The sequence below is a fragment of the Tunturiibacter psychrotolerans genome (assembly GCF_051013365.1).
Taxonomy (GTDB): Bacteria; Acidobacteriota; Terriglobia; order Terriglobales; family Acidobacteriaceae; genus Edaphobacter; species Edaphobacter psychrotolerans_A.
Map to the genome: position 1 here is coordinate 3,850,774 of NZ_CP132941.1, position 23,328 is coordinate 3,874,101.

At 57.5% G+C, this 23,328-nt stretch carries 19 protein-coding genes; 13 read left to right on the top strand and 6 right to left on the bottom strand.

Features of this window, described 5'->3' with window-relative positions; genetic code table 11:
- Positions 1 to 12: 12 nt before the first annotated feature.
- Both RBB76_RS16140 and RBB76_RS16145 read right to left on the bottom strand, forming a co-directional pair.
- Positions 13 to 1,749 carry a hypothetical protein gene (locus RBB76_RS16140; RefSeq protein ID WP_429629787.1) on the bottom strand — a complete coding sequence of 579 codons (1,737 nt, stop codon included), beginning with the start codon at positions 1,747 to 1,749 and terminating at the stop codon, positions 13 to 15.
- Positions 1,737 to 2,543, bottom strand: coding sequence for an ABC transporter ATP-binding protein (locus RBB76_RS16145; RefSeq protein WP_429629786.1), 807 nt, complete (start codon positions 2,541 to 2,543; stop codon positions 1,737 to 1,739). The genes RBB76_RS16140 and RBB76_RS16145 overlap by 13 nt, the downstream gene beginning before the upstream one ends.
- Positions 2,544 to 2,890: 347 nt before the next feature.
- On the opposite strand from RBB76_RS16145, the gene dxs reads away from it, so the two are divergent.
- A complete protein-coding gene (gene dxs, locus RBB76_RS16150; protein ID WP_429629785.1) occupies positions 2,891 to 4,783 on the top strand; it encodes a 1-deoxy-D-xylulose-5-phosphate synthase in 1,893 nt (630 codons plus the stop codon).
- A 55-nt stretch (positions 4,784 to 4,838) separates the two neighbouring features.
- On the opposite strand, the gene RBB76_RS16155 is transcribed toward dxs, so the two are convergent.
- Both RBB76_RS16155 and RBB76_RS16160 read right to left on the bottom strand, forming a co-directional pair.
- Positions 4,839 to 5,432 carry an SRPBCC family protein gene (locus RBB76_RS16155; protein WP_429629784.1) on the bottom strand — a complete coding sequence of 198 codons (594 nt, stop codon included), beginning with the start codon at positions 5,430 to 5,432 and terminating at the stop codon, positions 4,839 to 4,841.
- A 79-nt stretch (positions 5,433 to 5,511) separates the two neighbouring features.
- Complete coding sequence (locus RBB76_RS16160) at positions 5,512 to 6,066, bottom strand: fasciclin domain-containing protein (protein ID WP_429629783.1); 555 nt, start codon at positions 6,064 to 6,066, stop codon at positions 5,512 to 5,514.
- A 258-nt stretch (positions 6,067 to 6,324) separates the two neighbouring features.
- Between RBB76_RS16160 and RBB76_RS16165 the strand changes: the two genes are divergently transcribed.
- The 12 genes from RBB76_RS16165 to murG all read left to right on the top strand — a co-directional run bounded on the left by RBB76_RS16165 (position 6,325) and on the right by murG (position 20,745).
- Positions 6,325 to 6,855, top strand: a complete 531-nt coding sequence (locus RBB76_RS16165; RefSeq protein ID WP_433963441.1) for a DUF2127 domain-containing protein — start codon at positions 6,325 to 6,327, stop codon at positions 6,853 to 6,855.
- Between the two features lie 704 nt (positions 6,856 to 7,559).
- Entirely contained in the window at positions 7,560 to 8,021 is a 462-nt protein-coding gene (locus RBB76_RS16170) for a division/cell wall cluster transcriptional repressor MraZ (RefSeq protein ID WP_183976249.1), read from the top strand.
- A 46-nt stretch (positions 8,022 to 8,067) separates the two neighbouring features.
- Positions 8,068 to 8,961, top strand: a complete 894-nt coding sequence (rsmH, locus tag RBB76_RS16175) for a 16S rRNA (cytosine(1402)-N(4))-methyltransferase RsmH (protein WP_429629781.1) — start codon at positions 8,068 to 8,070, stop codon at positions 8,959 to 8,961.
- A 216-nt stretch (positions 8,962 to 9,177) separates the two neighbouring features.
- The gene (ftsL, locus tag RBB76_RS16180) at positions 9,178 to 9,699 is read left to right on the top strand and encodes a cell division protein FtsL (RefSeq protein ID WP_429629780.1); all 522 of its coding nucleotides are present in this window, start codon (positions 9,178 to 9,180) and stop codon (positions 9,697 to 9,699) included.
- A gap of 83 nt (positions 9,700 to 9,782) precedes the next feature.
- Positions 9,783 to 12,104: a penicillin-binding protein gene (locus tag RBB76_RS16185; protein WP_429629779.1), complete on the top strand. Its 2,322-nt coding sequence runs from the start codon at positions 9,783 to 9,785 to the stop codon at positions 12,102 to 12,104.
- Between the two features lie 46 nt (positions 12,105 to 12,150).
- Entirely contained in the window at positions 12,151 to 13,644 is a 1,494-nt protein-coding gene (locus RBB76_RS16190) for a UDP-N-acetylmuramoyl-L-alanyl-D-glutamate--2,6-diaminopimelate ligase (RefSeq protein WP_429629778.1), read from the top strand.
- A complete protein-coding gene (locus RBB76_RS16195) occupies positions 13,641 to 15,029 on the top strand; it encodes a UDP-N-acetylmuramoyl-tripeptide--D-alanyl-D-alanine ligase (protein ID WP_429629777.1) in 1,389 nt (462 codons plus the stop codon). The genes RBB76_RS16190 and RBB76_RS16195 overlap by 4 nt, the downstream gene beginning before the upstream one ends.
- Before the next feature lie 62 nt (positions 15,030 to 15,091).
- Entirely contained in the window at positions 15,092 to 15,742 is a 651-nt protein-coding gene (locus tag RBB76_RS16200) for a hypothetical protein (RefSeq protein WP_429629776.1), read from the top strand.
- A 140-nt stretch (positions 15,743 to 15,882) separates the two neighbouring features.
- Entirely contained in the window at positions 15,883 to 17,019 is a 1,137-nt protein-coding gene (gene mraY / locus RBB76_RS16205) for a phospho-N-acetylmuramoyl-pentapeptide-transferase (RefSeq protein WP_429629775.1), read from the top strand.
- A 15-nt stretch (positions 17,020 to 17,034) separates the two neighbouring features.
- Complete coding sequence (gene murD / locus RBB76_RS16210) at positions 17,035 to 18,390, top strand: UDP-N-acetylmuramoyl-L-alanine--D-glutamate ligase (protein WP_429630316.1); 1,356 nt, start codon at positions 17,035 to 17,037, stop codon at positions 18,388 to 18,390.
- Positions 18,391 to 18,411: 21 nt separating this feature from the next.
- Entirely contained in the window at positions 18,412 to 19,503 is a 1,092-nt protein-coding gene (gene ftsW / locus RBB76_RS16215; protein WP_429629774.1) for a putative lipid II flippase FtsW, read from the top strand.
- A gap of 159 nt (positions 19,504 to 19,662) precedes the next feature.
- On the top strand, positions 19,663 to 20,745 hold the full coding sequence (gene murG, locus RBB76_RS16220) for an undecaprenyldiphospho-muramoylpentapeptide beta-N-acetylglucosaminyltransferase (RefSeq protein WP_429629773.1): 1,083 nt from the start codon (positions 19,663 to 19,665) through the stop codon (positions 20,743 to 20,745).
- A 78-nt stretch (positions 20,746 to 20,823) separates the two neighbouring features.
- On the opposite strand, the gene RBB76_RS16225 is transcribed toward murG, so the two are convergent.
- Entirely contained in the window at positions 20,824 to 21,909 is a 1,086-nt protein-coding gene (locus RBB76_RS16225; protein WP_429629772.1) for a YXWGXW repeat-containing protein, read from the bottom strand.
- A 218-nt stretch (positions 21,910 to 22,127) separates the two neighbouring features.
- Entirely contained in the window at positions 22,128 to 23,186 is a 1,059-nt protein-coding gene (locus RBB76_RS16230; RefSeq protein ID WP_429629771.1) for an acetamidase/formamidase family protein, read from the bottom strand.
- Between the last annotated feature and the right edge of the window lie 142 nt (positions 23,187 to 23,328).

Consider the following 23,328-nt stretch of genomic DNA (forward strand, 5'->3'; position numbering starts at 1 on the left):
GCGAAGCGGAGTCTAGGTTTTGCAGAGCTCTTCTGCAAGGTCTTCGCGATGGTTGAGGGCGATTGTGTCGATGCGGTTGAGGACTTGCAGGTAGAAGAGGAATGCGACGACAGCCAGCACGAGGAAGAAGGGAACCATGAGCCAAGGGATGTTGAAGGAGTTAGCAAGGAGGACGCCGCCGTAGCCGATGCCGAAGCAGCCAGCCACGATGCCAACTGCGATGAGAGCGCTGAGTTGAGAGGTCTGCTTGCGGTTGATCTTCGAGAGGTCAATCTTTTTCGGGGCTGCGAGAGAACGGAGATTGCCGACCGCTCCATTGGTGAAGATCGCGAAGAGAAGCCAGCAGAAGGTACCGAAGGAGATGAGAAGCGATGGTGGGCTAGCTGTGAGGCTGATGACGATGAAGATCAGGACGAGTTCGATAAAGCTCAGAAGAAACCCGATGATGTTCTTTGCCAGAAAGACATCGCGGAGGCGAGTGGGGGAGAGAAAGTAAAACTGGACTCCCGGGCCGTCCATGCCCAGGCAGTTGTACGAGAGGATGGAGACGCCGAGGACCGAGTATGCGACTGCGGCAGGGAAGACGAAGCTGCCGAAGCGGCCGCTGGTACCGATGCGGTTGGCAAAGAGGAAGACCATGAAGATGGGAGCAATGAATCCGTAGAGTTGGTTGGTGTTACGGCGGAGATAGAGGAACTCCTTTTGCAGGCAGGCGGCGATGGCAGGGCTGATACCGAAGACGCTCGTGCTTGTGAGTTGCGAGGTCGAGGGATGCGGGATTGCTGCGCGAGTGTTTGGAAGGCGGACCGTTTGAGGCTGCCTCGTGGTTTCACTTAGATTTTCTCCGCGGAACTCGCGATGCATGCGTACGGCGTAGACGGCCAGAAAGAGGCTGCTGAAAGTAACGAGGCCGACGAGCGTTAGGAGGGCGTGGATGACGCGTCCTTGTGCGAAGGTGGCGATTGATGTCGCTGTTAGTCCGGGAGGGAGCAATGCGGCGATTGGTTCAATGTGGTGGAAGATCTTGAGTAGGAATGGGAGATGATTGGCGTGGTGGCGGTTGTTTTGAAAGCCAGGGTTGTAGTTGAGATTGATGTATTGAAAGCCGAGTGAGGCGAAGAGGATGAAGGCGGTCAGAATCTCTCGGGCACGACGGGTGGAGAGCCAACGGTCGACCCAGGAGAGGACCATTCGGGTGAAAAAGATGTTCGATAAGGCATAGATGGCGAGAAGGAGAGTGGCCCAGGGAATAAGTGGTGGCCGGGCGATTGCCATACCGATATCGGCAGCGATAAGAGCCAGAGTGCCGATGACATTCGAAGCAGAAAGCAGACCGAAGAAGAGTCGTGCGGTGAGGTAGCGGGGGAAGCTAATGGGGAAACGGATGATGGTGTTGATGTCGAAACTCAGGCTGGGTGGGGAGATGTTGAGGACGACGAGTTGCCAGAGGGCGAAGATGGCCCAGGTGAGAGCGGGAAGCAGGCTCAGCTTGTCGGATAAGACTAGGTAATAGCCGGCGAAGCCTGCGCCGACGATGGGACCGATTGCGATGATGCCAAGGACTGGGAAGAAGATGACGCGAGCGACGATTTCGCCAACTCCCCCTTTGCGGCGGAAGGCGTTGCGGAAGATGCACCAGCGGAGTTGGGCCAGTGCGAGGAATTGAGCGCGGCTTTGGGCGGCGGTCCAAGGGTGGGTGTGAGTGGCTATCAGGGGTGGTGGCGCCGGAGGTTGAATCAGCCCAGCCATGAGAGCTCCTGTTCGAGGTGGGCTGCGGAATGATCGCTGCCGACGATGCTAAGGAAGATTTGTTCGAGGGTGAGGGTTTGATGGCTGCTGCCGTTGTCTTCGGGGTTGCGCGCCTGAACGCCCGCGCGGAGTTCTTCAAGAGACCCGTTGGCGATGAGGTGGCCTCGGTCGATGATGGCGATGTGGGTGCAGAGACGCTCGACGATCTCGAGGACGTGAGAGGTGAGGAAGATGGTGGCGCCGCGGGCGATCATGCCTTGGAGCATGGCCTTGAGAGTGCCAGAGGCGATGGCGTCGACGCCTTCAAATGGCTCGTCGAGGAAGAGGATGCGGGGCCCGTGGATGACGGCTGCGGCCAGGGCGAGCTTTTTCTGCATGCCGTGGGAGAAGTCGGTGATGAGTTTTTTCGTTTCGCCGGCGAGGCTCATGAAGTCGAGGAGCTCGGTGGTGCGGGTTGCGGTGGTGGCCTGGTCGAGACCGTACATGCGGCCTACAAAGCGGAGGTATTCCGCTGCAGTAAGACGGCCGAAGAGGGCCAGGCCTTCGGGGACGACGCCGATCTGGCGCTTGACGTCGATTGGGTTCGCGATGGCGTCGAGGCCAAGGATCTGGATGGAGCCGGATGTCGGGGCGAGGAGGCCAGTAAGCATCTTGATGGTGGTGGATTTGCCTGCTCCGTTTGGGCCAAGGAAACCAAAGAACTGGCCGGGAGCGACCGTGAGGTTGACGTCCTGAACCGCGATGAAGTCGCCGAAACGACGGGTGAGGCCTGTGGTGGAGACGGCGGGGACCATGTGTGGGAAGCATACCGCAGAGGTTGGGGGGAGTGAGGCAAATTCCGGAGGTTCCTGACAGGGAGGGGGATGGACCATCAGGCCACACAAACCTTTCGAGGACCGACGGCCAACGATCTGAGCGGGAAGGGCTTTCTCGCTTTCTGGAGAACTCGTAAACCTGAGAGCTTACGCGGGATGACGACGGTTGGGAGAGGATGTCTAAAACTTGAAGTGAAAGGTGCAACGAATGGAGGATGCAGGGGTTGTTATACTTAAGGGTCACTTCATTTAGCCGAGCTGAGGATGTGACTGTGTTTTTGGGCAGGACGCGATGCTCGGTGAGCGGGACTGCAGAACAGGTTTTGATGAGCAACATTCTTGAGACGATTAACTCTCCCGCTGATGTGAAGAAGCTGTCGATTGCGGAGCTGACTCAGCTGGCAGAAGAGATTCGGGCGCGACTGATTGTCGGGGTTGCCAAGACAGGCGGACACATTGGCCCGAACCTCGGTGTCGTCGAACTGACCATCGCGATGCATTATGTGTTCGATACGCCGGCGGATAGCTTTGTCTTTGATGTTAGCCACCAGGCCTATGTGCATAAGCTGCTGACTGGAAGAGAGAAGCTATTCCATACGATTCGGCAGCCGGGTGGGTTGAACGGATTTATGCTGCGCACCGAGAGTGAGCATGACAGCTACGGTGCAGGGCACGCTGGAACAGCCCTTAGCGCGGCGCTTGGGATGGCTGTTGGCCGCGACATGGCGGGCGGAAAAGAACATATCGTCGCGCTGGCTGGGGATGCTGCGTTCACGAATGGCATCTCGTTTGAAGCGCTGAACAATATCGCCGCGCAGACGAAGCGATTGATTGTGGTGTTGAACGACAATGCATGGTCGATCGATAAGAACGTTGGAGCGATTGCGGAGTACTTCCACAAGATTGTGACAAATCCAACGGTTTCGAGCCTGCATGACAAGGCAGCAGATCTGCTGGAGCGGTTTGGCGGCAAGACGGCGCGGCATGTGGTGCGTAAGGCAGAAGAGGCCGCGAAGGGACTGATTGGGCCGGGCATGCTGTTTGAGGAGTTTGGACTGAGCTACTTCGGGCCGCTCGATGGACATAATCTTCCATTGCTGATCGAGACATTCAAGTATCTAAAGCAGCAGAATCGGCCAGTTGTGCTGCACGCGATTACTCAGAAGGGCAGGGGCTTTCAACCGGCGATTGAGAAGCAGAAGAAATTTCACGGGCTTGGACCGTATGACGCACAGACGGGAGAGACAAAGGCTGCGGGACAGAAGACCTATTCGGAGATATTCGCCGAGTCGTTGACCAAGCTGGCGACCACGAACGACAAGGTTGTTGCGATTACGGCTGCGATGCCGAATGGGACGGCGCTTGATCTCTTCCGGCCACATCATCCGAAGCGATATTTCGACGTGGGAATTGCTGAGGAACATGCGGTGATCTTTGCAGCCGGCATGGCGACAAAAGGGTATAAGCCTTTTTGCGCAATCTACTCAACATTTTTACAGCGGGCTTTTGATCAGATTGTGCATGATGTTTGTCTGCAGAATTTGCCAGTCGTGTTCTGCATGGATCGTGGTGGGTTGAGCGGCGATGATGGACCGACTCACCATGGACTCTTCGATATTAGCTATCTGCGCAGCGTTCCGAATCTCATTCACATGGTGCCCAAGGATGAAGATGAACTGTCGGACATGATGTACACGGCGATGCTGCATGACGGGCCGAGCGCGATTCGCTATCCGCGTGGTACCGGTCCGGGCACTCCTGTGAAGGAGAGTCCTACGGCAATCGAGATCGGCAAGGCTGAGGTGATTCACGATGGAGGCGATATTGCGATCTTCGGTCTGGGTGCGATGCTGCCAGAGGCAGAACGCTTGGCGGAGATGTTGAAGCGTGAAGGTTTTTCTGCTGCGGTGATCAATCCTCGGTTTGCGAAGCCGATTGATCGCGATTGCGTCTCGGAGTTCGGTAAGCGTTGTGGGTTGGTGATTACGTTAGAGGACCACGTGCTCGCAGGTGGGTTTGGCTCGGCGGTTATGGAGACGCTGAATGAGCTTGAGTTGCAGGTGCCGGTGGTGAGAGTTGGTTGGCCTGACGCTTTCATCGAGCATGGGAAGGTCGAGTCTTTGCGCGAGAAGTATGGTCTTACGGCTGAAGCTGCTCTTGAGAAATCGAGACCTTACTTGAGCAAGATGATGGAGCAGGTGCTGGCCAAGCATTCCTAGCGGTTTGTGTTCACCGAAGGAGCCGCAATATGCGGCCCTTTTTCGTTGGCGATAGTCAAGGGATGGAGGGCGACAGAGACCTCAACAATTCCAGAGTGCGGGTGTGGCGATATGCGAAGGTCTTTTGAAGTTGCCAGTTGATGATGCTGTTTGCGATGCTGCCTAACTTTCCCAGCGGCGGCTCATATTCGACTTTGTCGTGAAGTAGAGTGCCTGCGATCGATGGGGTGGAATTTTCTGTTCGCGTTTGTGGCTCGATGGAATGGCAGTGGTGCCAGTATGCGAAGGGGCCGCGGAGTTGTTGGTCGCAGAAGTGGTCGTTCCAGACGAACTCGGATATTTTGGCGCTCCAGCAAACTCGTACGGGTGCGTAGGGAAAGGGACGGAAGCTGATTGTGAGTTTTGTGCCTGCGCCGGCTGTGAGGCTGCTAGGTGTGGGCAATGCGATAGGCGGCGGTGTGAGGGAGATCTTTTCGATGCGGGTCTTCTGCCAGGGGGGCATGAGGCGTGGGAGGTTTTCGGGATTGGCGAAGAAGGCGAAGACGCGGTCAACAGGATATGGGAGCCACTGTTCGGATTGAAATGTGTGGCGCATGCTGGGTTGGTTATAGCGTGTTGCGAGGAGAAGCGCGAGGGGTACAGATTGCAAATGGAAATATCTTTCGCGTGACTAGAAAAAAGAGGCGCCTCGTGATGAGGCGCCTTGAAGGATTACCGGAGGAAAACACTTAGTTGGGCATGAGGACGGTGTCGATGACGTGGATGACACCGTTTGACTGGAAGACGTCGGCTGTAGTGATGGTGGCCATGCCGCCTTTGGCGTCTGTCAGCATGATGTTGCCGCCTGACATGGTTGCGGTGAGGTCTTCGCCCTGAACAGTCTTGAGAGTGGCTTTGCCGCCGCCCTTTTGAATCATCTTCGCGAGCTCTTTGGAGCTGATCTTGCCCGCTACGACGTGGTAGGTGAGGATTTTGTCGAGTGTGTCTTTGTTTTCGGGCTTGACGAGGGTGTCAACGGTCCCGGCGGGTAGTTTCGCGAAGGCGTCGTCGGTGGGTGCGAAGACGGTGAAGGGGCCGGGGCTGTTGAGGGTGTCGACCAGGCCGCCGGCTTTGACGGCAGCGACGAGGGTCTTGTGGATCGGCGAGTCGACTGCGTTCTCGACGATGGTTTTGGTGGGATACATCGCGGCGCCGCCTACATCGGGGTCCTTCTGGGCGTGGGCGCTGAGTGAGGTGATGGCCAGAGTGGCCACTGCGAGGGTGGCGAGTAGAGACTTCTTCATGTTCGTTATCCTTTTCGTTCTCAGTTTCTAGAAGCTCGACCCTGCAGGGGCGTTCATAAGCATCTACGTCCACTTTCGTGGACTGGATTGGTTCTATTCCCATCATGCTCGTGAAACCGAACCAGAGTAGCGGAGTTGCGAGGTCGGTTGTGTGTGCGTAATTGATCGCGAGAAGATGTTGATGATGTGAAGTTGTGCATCCTACGAAGGTGGCGTTGACAATTCCCTCGAGTGCTCGTCAACTGAAGGTCGGAGCCTATGTTAAAAGTGGCGAGCAGGACAAGTGACGGGTTGGTGCAGACGCAGGAGGTGGGAGACCACCCCGCCGGTGTGCATGACCGTGGCTTGCTGCTGATCGGGCTCTTCAAACTGGCGAAGGCAATCTTCTTCTTCTGTATCGGTGCCGGCGCGGTTCATCTGCTGCACAAGGATGTCGGCGACGAGGTGACGCGGCTGGCTCTGCGATTGAGGTTCGATCCGGAGAGTCGCCTGGTTGCGCTACTGCTTCACAAGGCAGACCTCATCGATGCTCATCGGTTGAGGCAGATCAGTGTGGGGACGTTCGGTTACTCTGCGCTGGCTCTTACCGAGGGTATCGGGTTGCTTCTCGAAAAGGTCTGGGCCGAATACCTGACGTTGATCCTGACGGTCTCGTTTCTGCCGTGGGAACTCTTTGAGCTGGTTCGAAAGCCGGATTGGTTTCGCTTGAGCCTGCTCCTGATCAATCTTGCTGTGCTGGCCTACTTGGTTTGGCTGCTGCGCCGGAAGAACTTTTTAGGTAAGCGTTAGACCCCTCCCCCCCCCCCCCATACGTGCGTGTAAATTCCTTATTTTCAACAGCTTAACCGTAAGACACACCTCCAAATTCGTCATTCTAAACAGCTTATTTCCAAATTCTTCCAAACAAAAGAGTTAGCTCGTGCAAGGCCTCAACTGTCAGCGTAGGCGTTTGTTTTCTTTACACTTAATAAGTATAGAAGTTGGAGCATAACTAATGCGCCACGCCTATCTCGTTGCTAATAAATGAGATAGATGAAATGTGGGCTTGACAAGCGAATTGGCTCGCTCGTTTCCAATTTTCACGGCAAAAAAAGGAAGTCAGATACAGAGATCCTTCACTGCGCTCAGGATGACGACCTAGTGGGCGCGACTGATGTGCCCTGGTCGGAACGTTTTCGCTTTTATTTCGCTTACCAGATGGATTCGGAGCTTGCAAGTGACTCAGGAGTTATGAACCACCGACACAAACACTACCTGTAGTAGGTGTCGTTCTTGATTGCCCAATAGCTGAGTTTTCCACATCCCGTTTCGGGAAATACACAGAAGTTGCACAAATTAACTCTTTACAGAGGGATGCGGCTCGGCGATGCTTGGGTGGAGCCAAGTAGAAGATTTTGGAGTCTGGTGGACCAAACTAGATTCCTGACACACAAAATTCTACGACGCGGAGCGATTTTGAACGGATTTGAGTTGGACAAGGTATCGAGGTCGTTATGTTTCGGGGAAATCACCCAACACGGGTTGACGAGAAGGGGAGATTAAAACTCCCTGCCGAGTTCAAGCGCCGTGTGGATGAGCTGTATGGACCCCAGTTCTACATAACGAGCATGGATGGGAAGCGGGCGCAGGTTTATCCGCTGAAGGAGTGGGAGCAGATCGAGGCGTCGCTGTCGAAGATGTCCCCGATGGATCCGGTTCGGAAGAAGTTTCAGGACGTGACGAACTTTTACGGGCAGATGGCTGAGATGGACGCACAGGGCCGGGTTCTGATTCCGCAGAAGCTGCGGGAGTTGGCGAAGGTTACGGGCGAGGTCAATGTTCTTGGGTCGCAGACGTTGTTGGAAGTGGTGAATGCAGAGCTGTTCGATGCCGAGATGAAGAAGGCCAGTGGAGCTGTTGAGCTGACGGATGCGGATCTGATGGCATTCGCAGACAAGACGAAGGCAGTTGCTTAGCAGGTGCAAGGTGGCCCCCAGGGGCAGCACAGAAGGCGGGTGAACGATGAAGAGTCCGCAACATGTGCCGGTTCTTTTAGAAGAAGTTTTGGAGTACTTGAATGTGCGGCCGGGCGGCGTGGTGGTTGACGCGACGCTGGGTCTGGCGGGGCACTCTTCGGAGATAGCGAAGAGGCTGGGCGGCAAAGGCAAGTTGATTGGCTTTGACCGGGACCCGGAGGCGATGGAAAAGGCTAAAGCAAGGCTTGAGGTTTTGCGGGCTGAGCTAGGAGACGAGATGCCGGAGCTGGTGTTTGAACCGAGGGCGTTTTCGGAGGCTTCGAGCCTGATTGAGCCGGGGAGCCTGGATGGATTGCTTGCTGATTTTGGCGTGAGCAGCCTGCAGCTGGACGAGGCGCACAGAGGATTTAGTTTTCGGACGGATGGCCCGTTAGATATGCGGATGGATACGCGCAGCGGGGAGACGGCCGAGCAAGTGGTAAATCAGGAAGACGAAAACGAACTCGCCGACCTGATTTACGAATTCGGAGAGGAAAGGAGGTCGCGGAGAATCGCCAGAGCCATTGTTAGGGCCCGGCCGATTACGACTACAGCAGAATTGGCTCGAATCGTATCGGCCGAGGCCCCACCAATGAAAGGCGAGAAGATTCATCCCGCTACAAGAACCTTTCAGGCACTTCGGATTCGCGTGAATAACGAGTTGGGAGAGATTCAATCGCTGCTGAAGAGCGCGGGGTCTCTGTTGAAGCCGGGAGGAAGGCTGGTGTTGATCAGCTTCCACTCTTTGGAGGACCGGCTGGTAAAAGACGCGTTCAAGGCGGCAAAGGACGCGAAGGTATTTGAGGTTTTGACGAAGAAGCCGGTTGTGGCGGCAGAGCAAGAGCAGATGAGAAATCCGCGGTCGCGCAGTGCCAAGATGAGGGCGGCTGAAAAAATTTAGGTAAGAGATTCTCTGTTGCACTGAAAATGGTGCAGTCTATATATAGAGAAAACATGTGATCGGGCCGGGGTTGTCCCACCTTCTTTCAGGCGAAAGACAACTCTGCAACAAAAAGTCCCTTCCTCCAATAGCGATCCCGGCCCGGTTCGTACGTTGAGGAGAGTGGCAAGAGATTTCGGGCTCATGGTTTTGAGAGAGGTTTGAAAGAGGTACACGATGGCGGCTTCGGCGATGGCAGGACAACAGCTAGAGATGTTGGGTTCGCGGGCGCAGAGCCGTGCGGAGTCGCTGGCGGCGCGGAATCGCGAGATGTTTGAGAACCAACGGCGTGCGCGGCGTGGTCCGACGCCTGAGGTTTTCTTTACGAAACACATCGACAACAGCCGTATTGTGAAGGCGGATGACCCGGAGCGCCGGCGCGAGATGCGCACGTTTTCGGCGGTGATGAGCGTGTTGTTCGTGCTGGTGATGGTTTATGTGTGGCAGCACTTTTCGGCGATTGAGATTGGCTACCACGTTGAGGCGCAGAAGGCGCAGGTGGAGCAGTTGCGGGAGGAGAATCGGCAACTGCGTTTGACCGAGGCGCAGTTGACGGATCCGGGGCGGATCGACAAGATTGCGAAGCAGCTTGGACTGGGAGAGCCACAGCCGGGGCAGGTGGTGAGGCCAGAGGGTGGGGATCCGAACGCTCCTGTGCTGGCTCAGGCGAATACTGTTGCGATGCAGATTGCACAGTAATTCAATTAGCGGGTGGTTCGACTTTGCAGAGAAAGTCTGACGAAGAGGGCTCGGAAGTAAACTAACTTTGAAGCAGGGATGAGATGAACAAGGCGCCACGGCAGACGTTGACCGCTCCGATACGGAGGATCCGTTTCGCCTATGTGGCGCTGTTTTTTTGCGCGTGGACGGCGCTGATTGCGGTACGGCTGGGATGGCTGCAGGTGGTGCGGCACTCGGACTTTGTGCATCGGGCGGCGATGCAGCAGCAGAGAACGTTTGAAGTGGCTCCGCGGCGGGGTATGTTGTATGACCGCAATCTGCGGGAGCTTGCGGTGACGGTGCAGGTGGACAGCGTGTATGCGGTGCCGTCGGAGCTTGGGGACAATCGTGCGAGCGCGGCGGAGATCTTGGCTGAGATTGTGCACGCTGACCCGACGGACAACTTTACGTCGCAGCAGCAGATGTTGGCGCGATTCAACGCTTCGAGGAACTTTGCGTGGGTGGCGAGAAAGGTTGATCCGAGTATCGCGGATCGTCTGCGCGAGCTGAATTTGAAGGGTGTTTATTTTCAGAAGGAGTTTAAGAGGTTTTATCCGAACAATGATTTGGCCGCGCAGGTGTTGGGATATGTGGGCACGGATGACATAGGACTGGGCGGGTTGGAACGGCAGTTTGATGAAGATATGCATGGCGAGCCTGGGCATATGTTGACTGCGCTTGATGCGAAGCGGCACGTGTTGGGGAGTGAAGAGAGCCAGCCAATGCCGGGTGAGAATCTGGTGTTGTCGATTGATGCAAATATTCAGTACATGGCGGAGCGTGCGCTGGATGCGCAGATGTTGAAGACGCGAGCGCTGCATGGGACTGTGGTGGTGCAGGATCCGCACACGGGGCAGATTCTGGCGCTGGCGATTTCGCCGCGGTTCAATCCGAACGACCAGAAGCACATGGATTCGAGCGTGCTGCAGAACCTGGCGGTGAGCGATGTGTATGAGCCGGGGTCGACGTTCAAGCTGGTGACGTATTCGGCGGCGCTGGATGGAGCGGGCGTGCAGCCGACGGATCTGGTGGATTGCCAGAACGGGGCGATGACGATGTATGGCCGCACGCTGCATGACGACCATAGCGATCACTTTGGCGTGGTGACGGTGCAGTATGCGCTGGAGCACTCGAGCGACGTGGGCGCGGCGAAGATGGCGCTGAAGCTGGGGCCGAATAAGTTTTATAGCTACATGCGGGGATTTGGTTTTGGTGACCGGTCGGGGATTGAACTGCCGAGCGAGACACGCGGGCTGTTGAGAGCACCGAAGAAGTGGGGATCGACGAGTATTTTGTCGATGGCGATCGGGCAGGAGGTTGGTGTGACGCCGGTTCAGTTGGTGACGATGGTGAGTGCGCTGGCGAATGGCGGGGTGTACATGCCGCCGCATGTGCTGCTGCAGTCGACCGATGAGATGAAGGGCGATGCGAGGTTGAAGCCAGCGGCGTTTCGGCCGTCGAATCAGCTGCCGACGACGCTGCCGGATGGGGCGCATCGGGTGATCTCGGAGATGACCTCGGCCAAGATGCGCATGATGATGCAGGGGATTGTGACGGAGGGCACAGGTAAGCTGGCGGCGTTGAATGGGTATAGCTCTGCGGGCAAGACAGGGACTGCGCAGAAGATTGATGTGGCGACGCACACGTACTCGCACACGAAGCTGGTGGCGAGCTTTGCGGGGTTTGCGCCGGTGAGCAATCCGGCGATTTCAATCGCGGTGGTGATCGATACGCCGACGGCTGGCGGGGAGGCGGCGCACTATGGCGGAGCGGCGAGTGCGCCGGTGTTTGCAGATGTGGCGCAGCAGGTGTTGGAGTATCTGGGGGTGCCGCACGATCAGCCACTGAAGACAAAGAAGGAGTTGCAGATCGCGCAGAAGGACGCTGTCGATGACTCTCCTGCCGATAGCACGGCGGACCTCAGCGCGATGTTTGACGATGTAAATAATTTGCCGGCGGATGATCCGTTGCGTGCGCCTGCGAATGCAGCGGCTGTGGATATTGCGGCTAACGAAAAACCGGTTGTTCGCACGGCGAAGCCGTCGGGAGATTCGCCGGGGATTCTGAATCTGCTTCCCGGGAAGGTGCTTGCGGCGTTTCGGACAGATGAGGCAGCGAGAGGCGCGGAGACTGCACGACTAGCGCCTCAGAAGGCTGCACCGGCGGTTGAGACAAAAGAGAAGGGTGCCGTTGTGGTGGACGCCAGTCTGCGAGTTCCTGTGCCTTCGTTTGATGGCCTGGGGCTGCGGGGGGTTGTGGAAAGAGCGGATGCGGTGGGTCTGCGCGTGCAAGCGGTGGGAAGCGGGTTGGCACGGGAGCAGGTGCCGGCGGCTGGAACGATGGTTGGAGCCGGAACTGAGATCGTGGTTCGGTTCAGCCGATGATGGTTTTGTTCTGCGAGATGACCGCGTTCTCGACTAGCATCCTTTTATGAATTGGGAGACAGTTTGTGGTGGGCTGAGTGCGGAGGAACGGTTTTGCACTTCCGTCGAAGTTTCTGGCGTCGAATATGATTCTCGGCGAGTGGGGCGTGGGAGTGTTTTTGTCGCGATGCGAGGCGATGCGACAGACGGGAATCGATATATAGAAGCTGCTATCGCACAAGGGGCAGCCGCCGTCGTGACGGATTCTCGCCTGGCTTACGAGCAGCTGCGCCGAGAGCATGCCGAGGTTGGTGCGGCGCTGGTGGGACGAGGCCGGAGAGCGCTCGCAGAAGTGAGCTCAGAGGTGATGGGGCACCCGGAACGTGATCTGGCGCTGAGTGGAGTGACCGGGACGAACGGTAAGACGACGACTGCATTCCTGCTTGAAGCCATGCTGCGAAGTGTGGGACGGACTTGTGTGTTGATCGGGACGATTGAGACACATGTTGGAGATGAAGTGCGTGTTTCTCCACACACCACTCCTGAGTCTCGGGATGTGCTGGAAATTTTTGAGAACGGCGTGAGGGTTGGAGCGACAGAGGCCGTGATGGAGATGTCGTCCCATGCGCTGGAGCAGGAGAGGGTTTGGGGGCTGCCGGTGGATGTGGCGATGTTCACGAACCTGACTCAGGATCATCTGGACTATCACGGCACAATGGAGAAGTATTTCGCGGCAAAGGCCAGGGTGTTTGAGGGTGTTGGTGCGCCGCCACCGCGAGTTGCGGTGATCAATAGCGATGATCCTTACGGAAAGCGCCTCATCGTAGGGAATCGGGCATCTCAGTTGATGACGTACGGACTTGAGCCAATGAGCGGAGACTACAGGGCGGAGGAGATCACGCTGCACGCGGGCGAGACGCGATTTATCTTCAAGACTCCGAATGGAGATGCACCGGTACGCTCTTCGCTGACGGGACGAGTCAATGTCTACAACCTGCTGGCTGCGTCCTGTGCGGCATTGGCGCGAGGGTTGACGTTGGAAGAGATTGTCGCGGGAGCGGCTTCGGGAGCACAGGTGCCGGGCCGGTTTGAGGTGGTGCCTTCATCAAACAATCTGACCGTGGTGGTGGACTACGCTCATACGGATGACGCTTTGCGGAATTTGATTTCGCTGGCGCGAGAGTTGGTGAAGGAGCGCGGCGGCAAGGTGATTACGCTGTTTGGGTGCGGCGGGGACCGGGATAAGACGAAGCGTCCGCGAATGGGCAGGGCGGCTGGGGAGGGAAGTGATCTTGTGGTGCTGACGAGCGATAATCCTCGAAGCGAAGATCCGACGACGATCATCGAAGAGGCGCTTGCTGGAGTGCGGGAGACGGCGACGAAGTGCATTGTGGAGCAGGATCGGGCTGCGGCGATCGAGATCGCAATTCGTGCAGCGCGGGTGGGAGATATCGTTCTGCTCGCTGGGAAGGGCCATGAAAAGATACAGATTTTGCGGGACGGGACGGTACCGTTCGATGATGTTGCGGTGGCGGCGGGAGTATTGAAGGAGATCGGGTGAAGCTTACATTGGGGCAGATTGCTGACTGGATTCATGCGGATGGCGAGTTCGACACGTCGGCGGAGGCGGTGGGGTACGGGATCGACTCGCGAACGATTGGCGGTGGTGAATTGTTTTTTGCGGTTCGCGGCGAGCGGTTGGATGGGCATGACTACGTGCAGGCTGCGCTCGCAAACGGGGCTGTCGCAGCGGTGGTAAGCAATATGTGGGTGGTGCCGGCGGAGGTGGATGAGAAGCGTCTGCTGCAGGTATCGGACGGCGAGGATTGCGTGCTGCGTGCACTGCAACAACTGGCCCACGCTGTGCGGCGGGAGTGGGGCGGCAAGCTGATTGGAGTGACGGGGTCTGCGGGGAAGACAACTACGAAAGAAGCCGTGGCTCAGGTTCTGAGCGCGAAGTTCAAGGTGCTGAAGTCGGCTGGCAACCTGAACAATGCGTTTGGCCTTCCTTTACAGCTTCTGAAACTGGAGCGAGAGCATGAGGTCGCGGTCATCGAGATGGGGATGAATCATGCGGGGGAGATTGCTGCGCTGGCAAAGATTGCAGAGCCGGATTGGGCTGTCGTTTCGAATGTTGGGCCAGTGCATCTGGAGTTCTTTCCGGATGGGATTGCGGGAATTGCGCGGGCGAAGTATGAGTTGATTGAAGCGCTGCCTAAGGATGGCATTGCGGTTTTGAACTACGACGATGCTTATGTGGCTGCGTTTGGTCGTGGGCTGGGAGCGCGCGCAGTGTTTTATGGGTTTGGAGAGGGCTCGAATGTCAGAGCGGTCAACGTCGCGGAGGTGGGGGCGGAGGGCGTGGTGTTTACGGTTGAGGCTAAGGGGCAGCGTGCGAGTGTGCAGTTGAAGATGTTGGGGCGGCACAATGTCCCGAATGCTCTGGCTGCGATTGCGATCGGATTGCAAAGCGGGATGGAGCTTAGCGATTGTGCCGAGGCAGTGGGTGAACTGCGGGCGGGCGACAAGCGTGGTGAAGTTTTGGAGTGGCGGGGGGCGACGCTCATCAATGATTGCTACAACTCCAATCCAACGGCGTTGAATGCGATGGTGGATGCGACCATGGCGATTCCGGCGGAGAGACATATTGTTGTTGCGGGGGAGATGTTGGAGCTTGGTTCGGACGGTGCATCGCTGCATGCGGCTTGCGGTGCGCGGATGATGGAAAGCGGAGTGGACTTTGTGCTCGGAGTACGTGGTCTAGCGCAGGATTTGGTGGATGCCGCGCAAACAGCGGGCGCGCAGGCGCTATTTGTAACCAGCCCGGAAGAGGCGGGTGAGTGGTTGGTTGCGAATCTGGGGCCAGGAGACGTAGTGTTGTTGAAGGCTTCTCGGGGAGTGCGGCTGGAGAAGACTTTGACGGTGCTTGCGGCGGCTCGAACATAACGTGTCGTGTTGAATTGGCATCGGAGTGATTATGGCGAAAACGAGATCGTATGGAGCGAACTATGTCGACTAAGGGAGCACTGGTTAAGCACGAAGCCAGGACTGCGATAAAAAAGCACGCGAAGAAGGCGATTAAACACGCTGCGAAAAAAACTGCGAAGAAGAGTGCTCCGAAGAAAGGCGCTCCGAAGAAAGCTGCGAAGCAAGCGGCAGAGAGATTGACGGGAGTGGGGGTGGTCTATGCCACCGACTATGGGCTTATGACGGCGTTTCACCATATGCAGCGAGCTTCGGTGGTGATTTCGCTGATGGAAAAAGGCACCGGGGAAGATCTGGTGGACCTTCTGGAGAGGGGCGTCAAGCTCTACCGCAAGGCCACGGAGGGGGAAGAAGGAAACAAGTTTGTGCTGCGGGCCATTGGGGTTTTGCGTGCAGCGGAGCATCTGTCACTAGCGGGGCTCTATTCTGCAAGGCAGAAGCACAAGCAGAAGGTTGCGTCGCCATCGCCGGAGTGGCTCGAGAAGTTTATTGCGGAGGCGGACCGCAGGTTGGAGAAGATTGAGCACGCTGAGCGCGGCAAAGGAACGGATTTGTTTCCGGTGACTGTGGAGTTGCTGCGGCAGGCGGAGGATTCTGATCACGATGCTCAGCTGGCGTACGAGCTTGCGATGGCTGCAGATGCGCTCTGTTTTGCGCTGGAGAACGGGCTATAGCGCGGATTTTGCGATTCGGTGGGCATTCGCGTTGGTTCGCGGGATGAGATAACCACAGACCGTGGAGCATGGTGCTGTTAAGATAGCCGTGACTCGCAACAGAAACGGGCCTAAAGCTGCGGGTAAAAGGCGGAGACGTTTTGCTCTATTGGTTGCTGTATCAGAAGCTGTTTCCCTACTTTCGGCTGTTTCGCATCTTTCGATATTTGACGTTTCGCACGGTGTTTGCGAGTCTTACGGCGCTGCTGATCGGCCTACTGATCGGCCCGTACGTGATCGATAAACTGCGCGAGTTTCAGATCGGGCAGTACATTCGGGAAGAGGGACCTCAGTCACATCAGAAGAAGAGCGGGACGCCGACGATGGGCGGGGTGCTGATTTGTATTTCGATCCTGGTGCCAACGTTGATGTGGTCCGATCTTTCAAATCCCTATGTTTGGCTGGTGATGTTGTCTACGCTTGCGTTTGGGGCAATCGGATTTACGGATGACTATATAAAAGTAGTGCACCGGGAGAACCAGGGATTGACGGCGAAGGCTAAGCTTGGCCTCCAATTTGTTGTCAGCGCTGCGGTGGCTGCGGCGTTGGTTGTGATGGAGATTCGTGGGGGATACTCGACGCGGCTGATGGTGCCGTTTGCGAAGCGGTTCCGGCCGGATCTGGTGTGGGAGTGGATGGGTCATGTTCCGCATATGCACTGGTTGGTGTTTATACCGTTCGTGATTTTTGTGATGATCGTGATCGCGGGGGCGAGCAATGCGGTGAATTTGACCGATGGGCTCGATGGGCTTGCGATCGGTTGTACGATCATTGCGGCCGGGGCGTTGACGGTGCTTACCTATGTGAGTGGACACGTTGTGTTTTCGGATTATCTGGAACTGCAGCGGATGCCGATGGTGAGTGAATTGACGGTGTTTTGCGGGTCTATGGTGGGGGCGAGTATTGGATTCCTTTGGTACAACGCCCATCCGGCGGAGATATTTATGGGTGATGTTGGAAGTCTTGCGTTGGGTGGGGCGATCGGGACTGTGGCGGTTGTGATCAAGCAGGAGCTTTTGCTTCCGTTTATTGGGGGTGTGTTTATTCTTGAGGCGTTGAGCGTGATGCTTCAGGTGGGCAGCTATAAGTTAAGGAACGGCAAACGCATCTTTAAGATGGCCCCACTGCACCATCATTTTGAGTTGATGGGGTGGTCCGAATCGAAGGTGATTACTCGATTCTGGATTCTGGCGCTGGTATTTGCATTGTTCGCGTTGACTACTTTGAAGCTGCGATGAGAGTGTGAAGGCATGATGGATTTGAAGAACAAGCGGGTGTTGGTTGTGGGACTTGGGAAGTCCGGCCTGTCGGCGGCGATGTTTCTGCGCGCGCAAGGGGCTCGGGTGACGGTGAGCGATTCGCGGAGTGCGGTGGCTTTGGCGAAGGAGATTCCTGCATTGTTGGAAGCTGGAATTATGGTCGAGTCGGGGGGGCATGGGCTTCTGACGTTTCGGAGGCAGGATCTGATTGTGGTTTCGCCTGGTGTGCCGATGGATACGCCGGAGGTGAAGCAGGTGGTGGCGTTTGGGCTGACTGTAATTGGCGAGTTGGAGTTGGCTAGCCGCTATCTTTTAGGCGAAGTGGTGGCGATTACCGGGTCGAATGGGAAGACCACGACCACGACGCTGGTAGGGAAGATCCTGAGTGATGCCGGGATGCCGACGCAGGTGGGCGGGAACATTGGGTTGCCGGTGATCGATCTGGTGGCGAAGAGTACGCCGGAGACGGTGAATGTGCTGGAGGTGTCGAGCTTCCAACTGGAGACTATTGAGGAGTTTCATCCGCGGATTGCGGTGATTCTGAACATTACGCCAGACCACCTGGATCGTCATGGAAGCTTCGAGAAGTATGTGGCGGCGAAGGAGCGGATCTTCGAGCGGCAAGGAGCTGGTGATGCGCTGGTGTTGAATGGGGATGATCGCGTGACGCAGATGAGTGCAGCGCGGGCGAAGAGCGAGGTGTTCTGGTTCAGCGGGACGAAGGCGGTTCGACGCGGCGCGTTTGTGCGTGATGGCGTGATTGTCTGGGTGGAGAAGGAAGGTGGAGTGACCGAGCCGATCATGCCGGTTTCGGAGGTGCACCTGAAGGGTGCGCACAACATTGAGAATGTGCTGGCAGCTGTTTGTGCGGCTCGGCTGGCGAAGGTTTCGGCAGAGAGTATTCGAGCTTCGGTGGCGACGTTTACAGCTGTCGAGCATAGGTTGGAGCTGGTGAGGAAGTTGAATGGTGTTGAGTTCTACAACGACTCGAAGGCGACCAATGTGGATGCGACGATGAAGGCGGTGTCTTCGTTCAGCAAGGGAATTCACTTGATTCTTGGTGGGAAAGACAAGGACTCGGACTACGGAACGATGGCGGAGCTGCTGAAGGAGCGGGTGAAGGCTGTTTATACGATTGGTTCGGCTGCAGAAAAGATTGAGCGTCAGCTTCACGGAGTCGTGAAGATGGTGGCAGCGGGAACGATGCAGACTGCGGTGACTGAGGCGGCCAAGGCTGCTGCCGCTGGTGATGTGGTGCTGCTGTCGCCTGCCTGCTCGAGCTTCGACCAGTTTGAGAACTATGAGCATCGGGGCCGCGTGTTTCGGCAGCTGGTAGACGAACTAATTTAGAAGAAGAAGTGGAAGTGAAGCATGGCGAAGAGAGTTGGGGTGGACAAGTGGCTCTTCGGAGTGGTGCTGCTGCTGGTGCTATTTGGGCTGGTGATGGTGTTTTCGGCGTCGGCGGTGATGGCGCAGTCGAGTTTGGGATCTCCTTATCCTTATGTGGCGAATCAGGCGAAGTGGGCGGTGCTTGGCCTGCTGGTGATGGTTTGGTTGATGCGCGTGGACTACCGCCGCTATAACAATCCCCGAGTTGTCTTTCCGGCAGTTGCGGTAACGATGCTGCTGCTGGCGTGCGTCTTTGTGATGCCTGGTATGAATGGAGCGCACCGATGGATCCGTGTTGCGGGTACGACTTTACAGGCTTCGGAGTTGGCGAAGCCTGTGCTGGTGTTGTTTCTGGCTTACTTCTTGCAGACTCGAATCCACCAGATGGATGACTGGAAGGGGACGATTCTGCGTGCGGTTGCGGTGCCGCTGTTGTTTACGGCTTTGATCTTGAAGGAACCTGATCTTGGGACCGGCCTGGTGTGCATGGCGGTGACGGCGTTGATGCTGTATCTGGCCGGGGCGAAGACCAGGTACTTTGCAGTTGGTGCTGCATTGGCGGCCCCTGTTCTCTACTTCATGCTGTTTCATGTTGCGTTTCGACGGGCGCGAATGCTGGCGTTTGTGAATCCTGAGGCCGATCCTCGCGGGACTGGGTTTCACATCCTTCAGTCGCTGATCGCGGTGGGAACGGGTGGCATTCGCGGGCTTGGGTTGATGGAGGGGCGGCAGAAGCTGTTCTATCTGCCTGAGGTGCAGACCGATTTTATCTTTGCGAATATCTGTGAAGAGCTGGGGCTGATTGGAGCTTTGCTAATTGTGGGGTTGTTTGTGGCGCTGGGGTATCGCGGGTTGAGGGCGGCATTTCTTTCGACCGATCCGTTTGCTCGGTTTTTGGCGTTTGGGCTGACGACTGCGATTCTGATCCAGGCTTTCTTCAATATGAGCGTGGTGCTGGCGCTGCTGCCGACGAAGGGGATTCCGCTGCCGTTTATCTCTTCGGGGGGAACTTCGATTTTTATTACGTTGGCCAGCATGGGTGTGCTGTTGAACATTACCCGCGAGATTGATTGAGTGGCAGTGCTGTCCTGCCGGACGGGCCCGCTACGCTTGGCCACCCCGCAAACGAAGACCTGTTTGCGGGGACCCCGATTCGGGCGGTCACTTCGTGACGTGTCTACCGTTCTTGCGTGGGATGATCGGTTTTTGTCCTCCTGTTGGTCGGAGTGAGAGGTGGCTTTTTTGCGAGTTTTGATTGCTGGTGGTGGTACGGGCGGACATGTGATTCCGGCGCTGGCGATTGCCCGCGAGCTGCGCGATGCGCGTGGGGCCGAGGTGCGATTTGTGGGGACGGCACGGGGGCTTGAGACACGGCTGGTGCCAGCCGCGGGGTTTCCGCTGGAGTTGATTCGCGTGGGGCAGCTGAAGAATGTGAGTGTGGTGACGAAGCTGCGGACGGTTGCGGATCTGCCGCTGGGCGTGTTGCGGTGTGTGGAGTTGGCGCGTAGCTTCAAACCGGATGTGGTGGTGGGGGTAGGTGGGTATGCTTCGGGGCCGGCGATGATGGCGGCGATCCTGTTGCGGGTTCCTACGCTGGCGTTTGAGCCGAATGCGGTGCCGGGGCTGGCGAATCGGATAGTGGGGAAGTGGGTGACTGCAGCTGCGGTGAACTTTGATGGAACACGGTCGTTCTTTCGCGGGGCTAAGGTGACAGGGATTCCGGTGCGGCGAGAGTTTCTCGAGGTTGGTCCGAAGGCCGCGGGGACGTCGCGGCGGTTGCTGGTGTTTGGCGGGAGCCAGGGTGCCAGGGTGTTGAACGAAGTGATGCCGAAGATTGTTGCAAAGCTGTTGGAGGCGATTCCTGAGCTGGAGATTGTGCACCAGACGGGTGGGCGGCATGAGGTGTCGACCAGGGAATCGTATGAGCAAGCTGGTTTGGCGGCAGAGACGCGGTTGCGGGTGCAGCCGTATCTGGACGACATGGTGGGGGAGTTTGCTCAGGCTGATCTGATGTTATGCAGGAGCGGGGCTAGCACGATGGCAGAGCTGGCGGCGGCGGGCAAGGCTTCGCTGCTGGTGCCGTTTCCGCAGGCGGCGGATGACCACCAGAAGAAGAATGCAGATGTCTTTGTCGCGGCTGAGGCGGCGGAGTTGATTGTTGAATCGGAGTTGACTGAGGATCGGCTGTTGTCAGCGCTACTGGGGATGTTGCGAGACGGGGATTGGCTGGCAGCGATGGGGGAGCGGGCTCGGGGCTTGGCGCATCCGAACGCGGTTGAGGAGATTGGGAAGATGGTGGTGGGGATTTCGAAGTGACGGATGCTCTTTGTTTTTCGTGGCAAAGAAAGAGGGCTGAGGATTTTGTCCTCAGCCCTTGAATTTTATTGGTTGGTATTAGCGATGGCCTCCGCCTCCGCCACCGTGTGAGCCGCCGCCACCACCACCACCTCCACCGCCGTGGTATCCACCGCCGCCACCGCCGTAGGAGGCTCCGCCACCTGAGCTGCCGTGATAGCTGCTGCCGCCACCGCTGTAACCGCCACCTGCGTAGCTGCTGCCGTGGCTCTGTGCGGGTTGCGCGTAGCCGTGGGAGGCTCCGCTGTAGGCGCTGTTGCCAGCGTAGCTGCGGGAGGCTCCGTTATAGGCATTGCCGCCAGCGTAGTTCCGGGATGCTCCGTTGTTGGCTGCTCCGTTGTAGGAGGTGCGGGCTACGTTGTTGTTGCCGAAGCCTGGGTTGGTGTGGCCTGCGTTGGAGGCGAAGCTGCGGCCGTTGATGCTGGAGCCGCGGTACGCGTTTGAGGTTCCGCCGTGGTAGGCGACGGAGTTTACGTGAGTGAAGCTGGCTCCGCCTGGGTGGCCGGAGTATCCGTTATAGCTGCGGTTGTAGAAGTTGCCGCCATGCCAGCCGCGGCCGATGTTGCAGTAGGCGCGGTTGTAGTAGAAGCGGCCGCCGCCCCAGTATCCGCCATAGAAACCTATGCCGAAGTAGCCGAAGCCGTAGTTGATGCCGCCATAATAGCCGACGTAGGGGCCCCAGTAGCCGGCGTTCCAGAAGTAGCCGTCGTTATAACCCCAGTAGCCTGGGGTCCAGAGGGCTCCTGTGTAGGGAGCTGCGACCCAAGCGCCCTGAATCCATTGGTAGCCGTCAGCGGTCCAGGCCCAGTAGCCGGGGGTCCAGATGTAGCCGTCGCCGGGGGCTGGGGGCTGCTGGTAGTCGGGGATGGCCGGGGGGGCTTGCTCTATGCCCTGGGGGGCGCCGGGCTGGGGGGCTCCGTACTGCTGGGGGAAGGTGTTGTCCTGCTGAGCACCGTTGGGCGGGCCGCCGTATTGGGGGTCCTGCTGGGCCTGTTGCTCCGCGGGGTAGCTGTATTGATCGTTTTGGTTGTAGGGCTGAACCTGGGCGAGGAGCGGCATGGCCAGGGCGAATCCGGCTAAGGTTGCTACACCGAGCGAGTTTCTGAAGAGGCGGGTGAACGTCATGTCGTTACCTTCCTGCTCAGCCTTCGTTTATCCGGTGTTGCGTTCGGGCGCGGACTTCGCGGAGAGCAAGGATGAGTTCCAGCCCGGCTGGAGGTCGCCGGGTCAAGTGCTCAGTTGATTAGACACGAATATTTGGCATTTGTTGCTAAATAGTGATGATGCAGATTTGGTGTCTAGTTACGAATGGTTGTACCAGTTTGGCGGGATTTTCGCGTTTGTTAGTGGGTGGCTGGGGCGGCGACGAAGAGGTTTTTGGGGCAGAGGACGTGGACGCCGCTTTTGGTGTCGACCAATTGGGTGATGTCGACGTCGCAGGCGGTGGAGATGAGGGCGTAGGCGTCGTCGCGGGTGAGATGGGGATGGTTTGGGATCTGCTCGGAGAGGAAGGTGATCATGTTGCGGACAGCCATCTCGGTGGCGGTTTTGAGGTCCTCGTCGAAGCCCATGGCGATGTAGGCGGCGGGGGTTTCGCCTCGGGGCCATAGGAGATGCTGATCTTTATGAACGATGAACTGGAAGGTGCCGGTTAGTTGGGTCTCTAGGGCGGTGATGTCGACTTCGCCGTTGCCCTGACCGGCGTGGCCGTCGCCTACTTCGAAGTTGGCGCCCTTGGAGTTGATGGGAATGTAGAGCGTGGTGCCAGCGACCATCTCTTTGTTGTCGATGTTGCCGGCGTGCATCCAGGGTGGGGCTGAGTTGTACTTGCCGGCGGACTCGGGTGGGGCGATGCCCATGCTGCCGAAGAAGGGATGGAGGGGGATGTCGATGCCAGGGGCGAAGTGGCCGATCATCTTTTCGCGGTCGAGAGGGATGATGCGGGTGTGGCTGTAGGGGAAGTCGTTGGGGAGGAAGCCGCGACCGGCACCGAAGCCGTTGCAGGCCCAGGGGACGTCGATGTTGATTTTTTGAATGCGGACTTCGAGGACGTCGCCGGGTTCGGCTTCGGTGAGGGCGACGGGGCCGGTGAGAATGTGGCCGCCAGGACCTCTTTCGGAGGTGGGGACCTTGTTGTAGATGTCGTCGACGTAGGTGGGAATGTCGGAGGCGGGGATGCCGAGGGATTTGAGGCGCTCGGGGGAGCCGCAGGTGGAGAGGGTTTGGATGGTGACGGTGTCGCCGGAGTGGATAGTGAGGGCGGGCGTGGCTTTGGCGTAGTAGAAGCCCCAGGCTACGGTGGTGGGAGTGGCCAGGAGGGTGTGGTTTTGCTGCGCTGGCGCGGTGAGGTTGAGTAGTGTGGCAGCGCAGAGAGTGATGAGGCGCGTTCGATTGGCGAGCATGGATTTTATATATCACGCTGTTCGTTTTGAGTTGTCCTGCCGGACGGGCCCACTGCGCGTGGCGCGGTCACTTCGTGACTTGTATATCTCGTGTTTGATAGGCGATGGGTTTGGTCCTCCCGTTGGTCTGAGGGACGGAGTT

Bases quoted from the DNA above. Each gene is read 5' to 3' on its own strand.
- RBB76_RS16140 (WP_429629787.1), bottom strand. From the start codon at position 1,749: ATGGCTGGGCTGATTCAACCTCCGGCGCCACCACCCCTGATAGCCACT.
- RBB76_RS16145 (WP_429629786.1), bottom strand. From the start codon at position 2,543: ATGGTCCCCGCCGTCTCCACCACAGGCCTCACCCGTCGTTTCGGCGAC.
- dxs (WP_429629785.1), top strand. From the start codon at position 2,891: ATGAGCAACATTCTTGAGACGATTAACTCTCCCGCTGATGTGAAGAAG.
- RBB76_RS16160 (WP_429629783.1), bottom strand. From the start codon at position 6,066: ATGAAGAAGTCTCTACTCGCCACCCTCGCAGTGGCCACTCTGGCCATC.
- RBB76_RS16165 (WP_433963441.1), top strand. From the start codon at position 6,325: ATGTTAAAAGTGGCGAGCAGGACAAGTGACGGGTTGGTGCAGACGCAG.
- RBB76_RS16170 (WP_183976249.1), top strand. From the start codon at position 7,560: ATGTTTCGGGGAAATCACCCAACACGGGTTGACGAGAAGGGGAGATTA.
- rsmH (WP_429629781.1), top strand. From the start codon at position 8,068: ATGAAGAGTCCGCAACATGTGCCGGTTCTTTTAGAAGAAGTTTTGGAG.
- ftsL (WP_429629780.1), top strand. From the start codon at position 9,178: ATGGCGGCTTCGGCGATGGCAGGACAACAGCTAGAGATGTTGGGTTCG.
- RBB76_RS16185 (WP_429629779.1), top strand. From the start codon at position 9,783: ATGAACAAGGCGCCACGGCAGACGTTGACCGCTCCGATACGGAGGATC.
- RBB76_RS16190 (WP_429629778.1), top strand. From the start codon at position 12,151: ATGAATTGGGAGACAGTTTGTGGTGGGCTGAGTGCGGAGGAACGGTTT.
- RBB76_RS16200 (WP_429629776.1), top strand. From the start codon at position 15,092: ATGTCGACTAAGGGAGCACTGGTTAAGCACGAAGCCAGGACTGCGATA.
- murD (WP_429630316.1), top strand. From the start codon at position 17,035: ATGGATTTGAAGAACAAGCGGGTGTTGGTTGTGGGACTTGGGAAGTCC.
- ftsW (WP_429629774.1), top strand. From the start codon at position 18,412: ATGGCGAAGAGAGTTGGGGTGGACAAGTGGCTCTTCGGAGTGGTGCTG.
- RBB76_RS16225 (WP_429629772.1), bottom strand. From the start codon at position 21,909: ATGACGTTCACCCGCCTCTTCAGAAACTCGCTCGGTGTAGCAACCTTA.
- RBB76_RS16230 (WP_429629771.1), bottom strand. From the start codon at position 23,186: ATGCTCGCCAATCGAACGCGCCTCATCACTCTCTGCGCTGCCACACTA.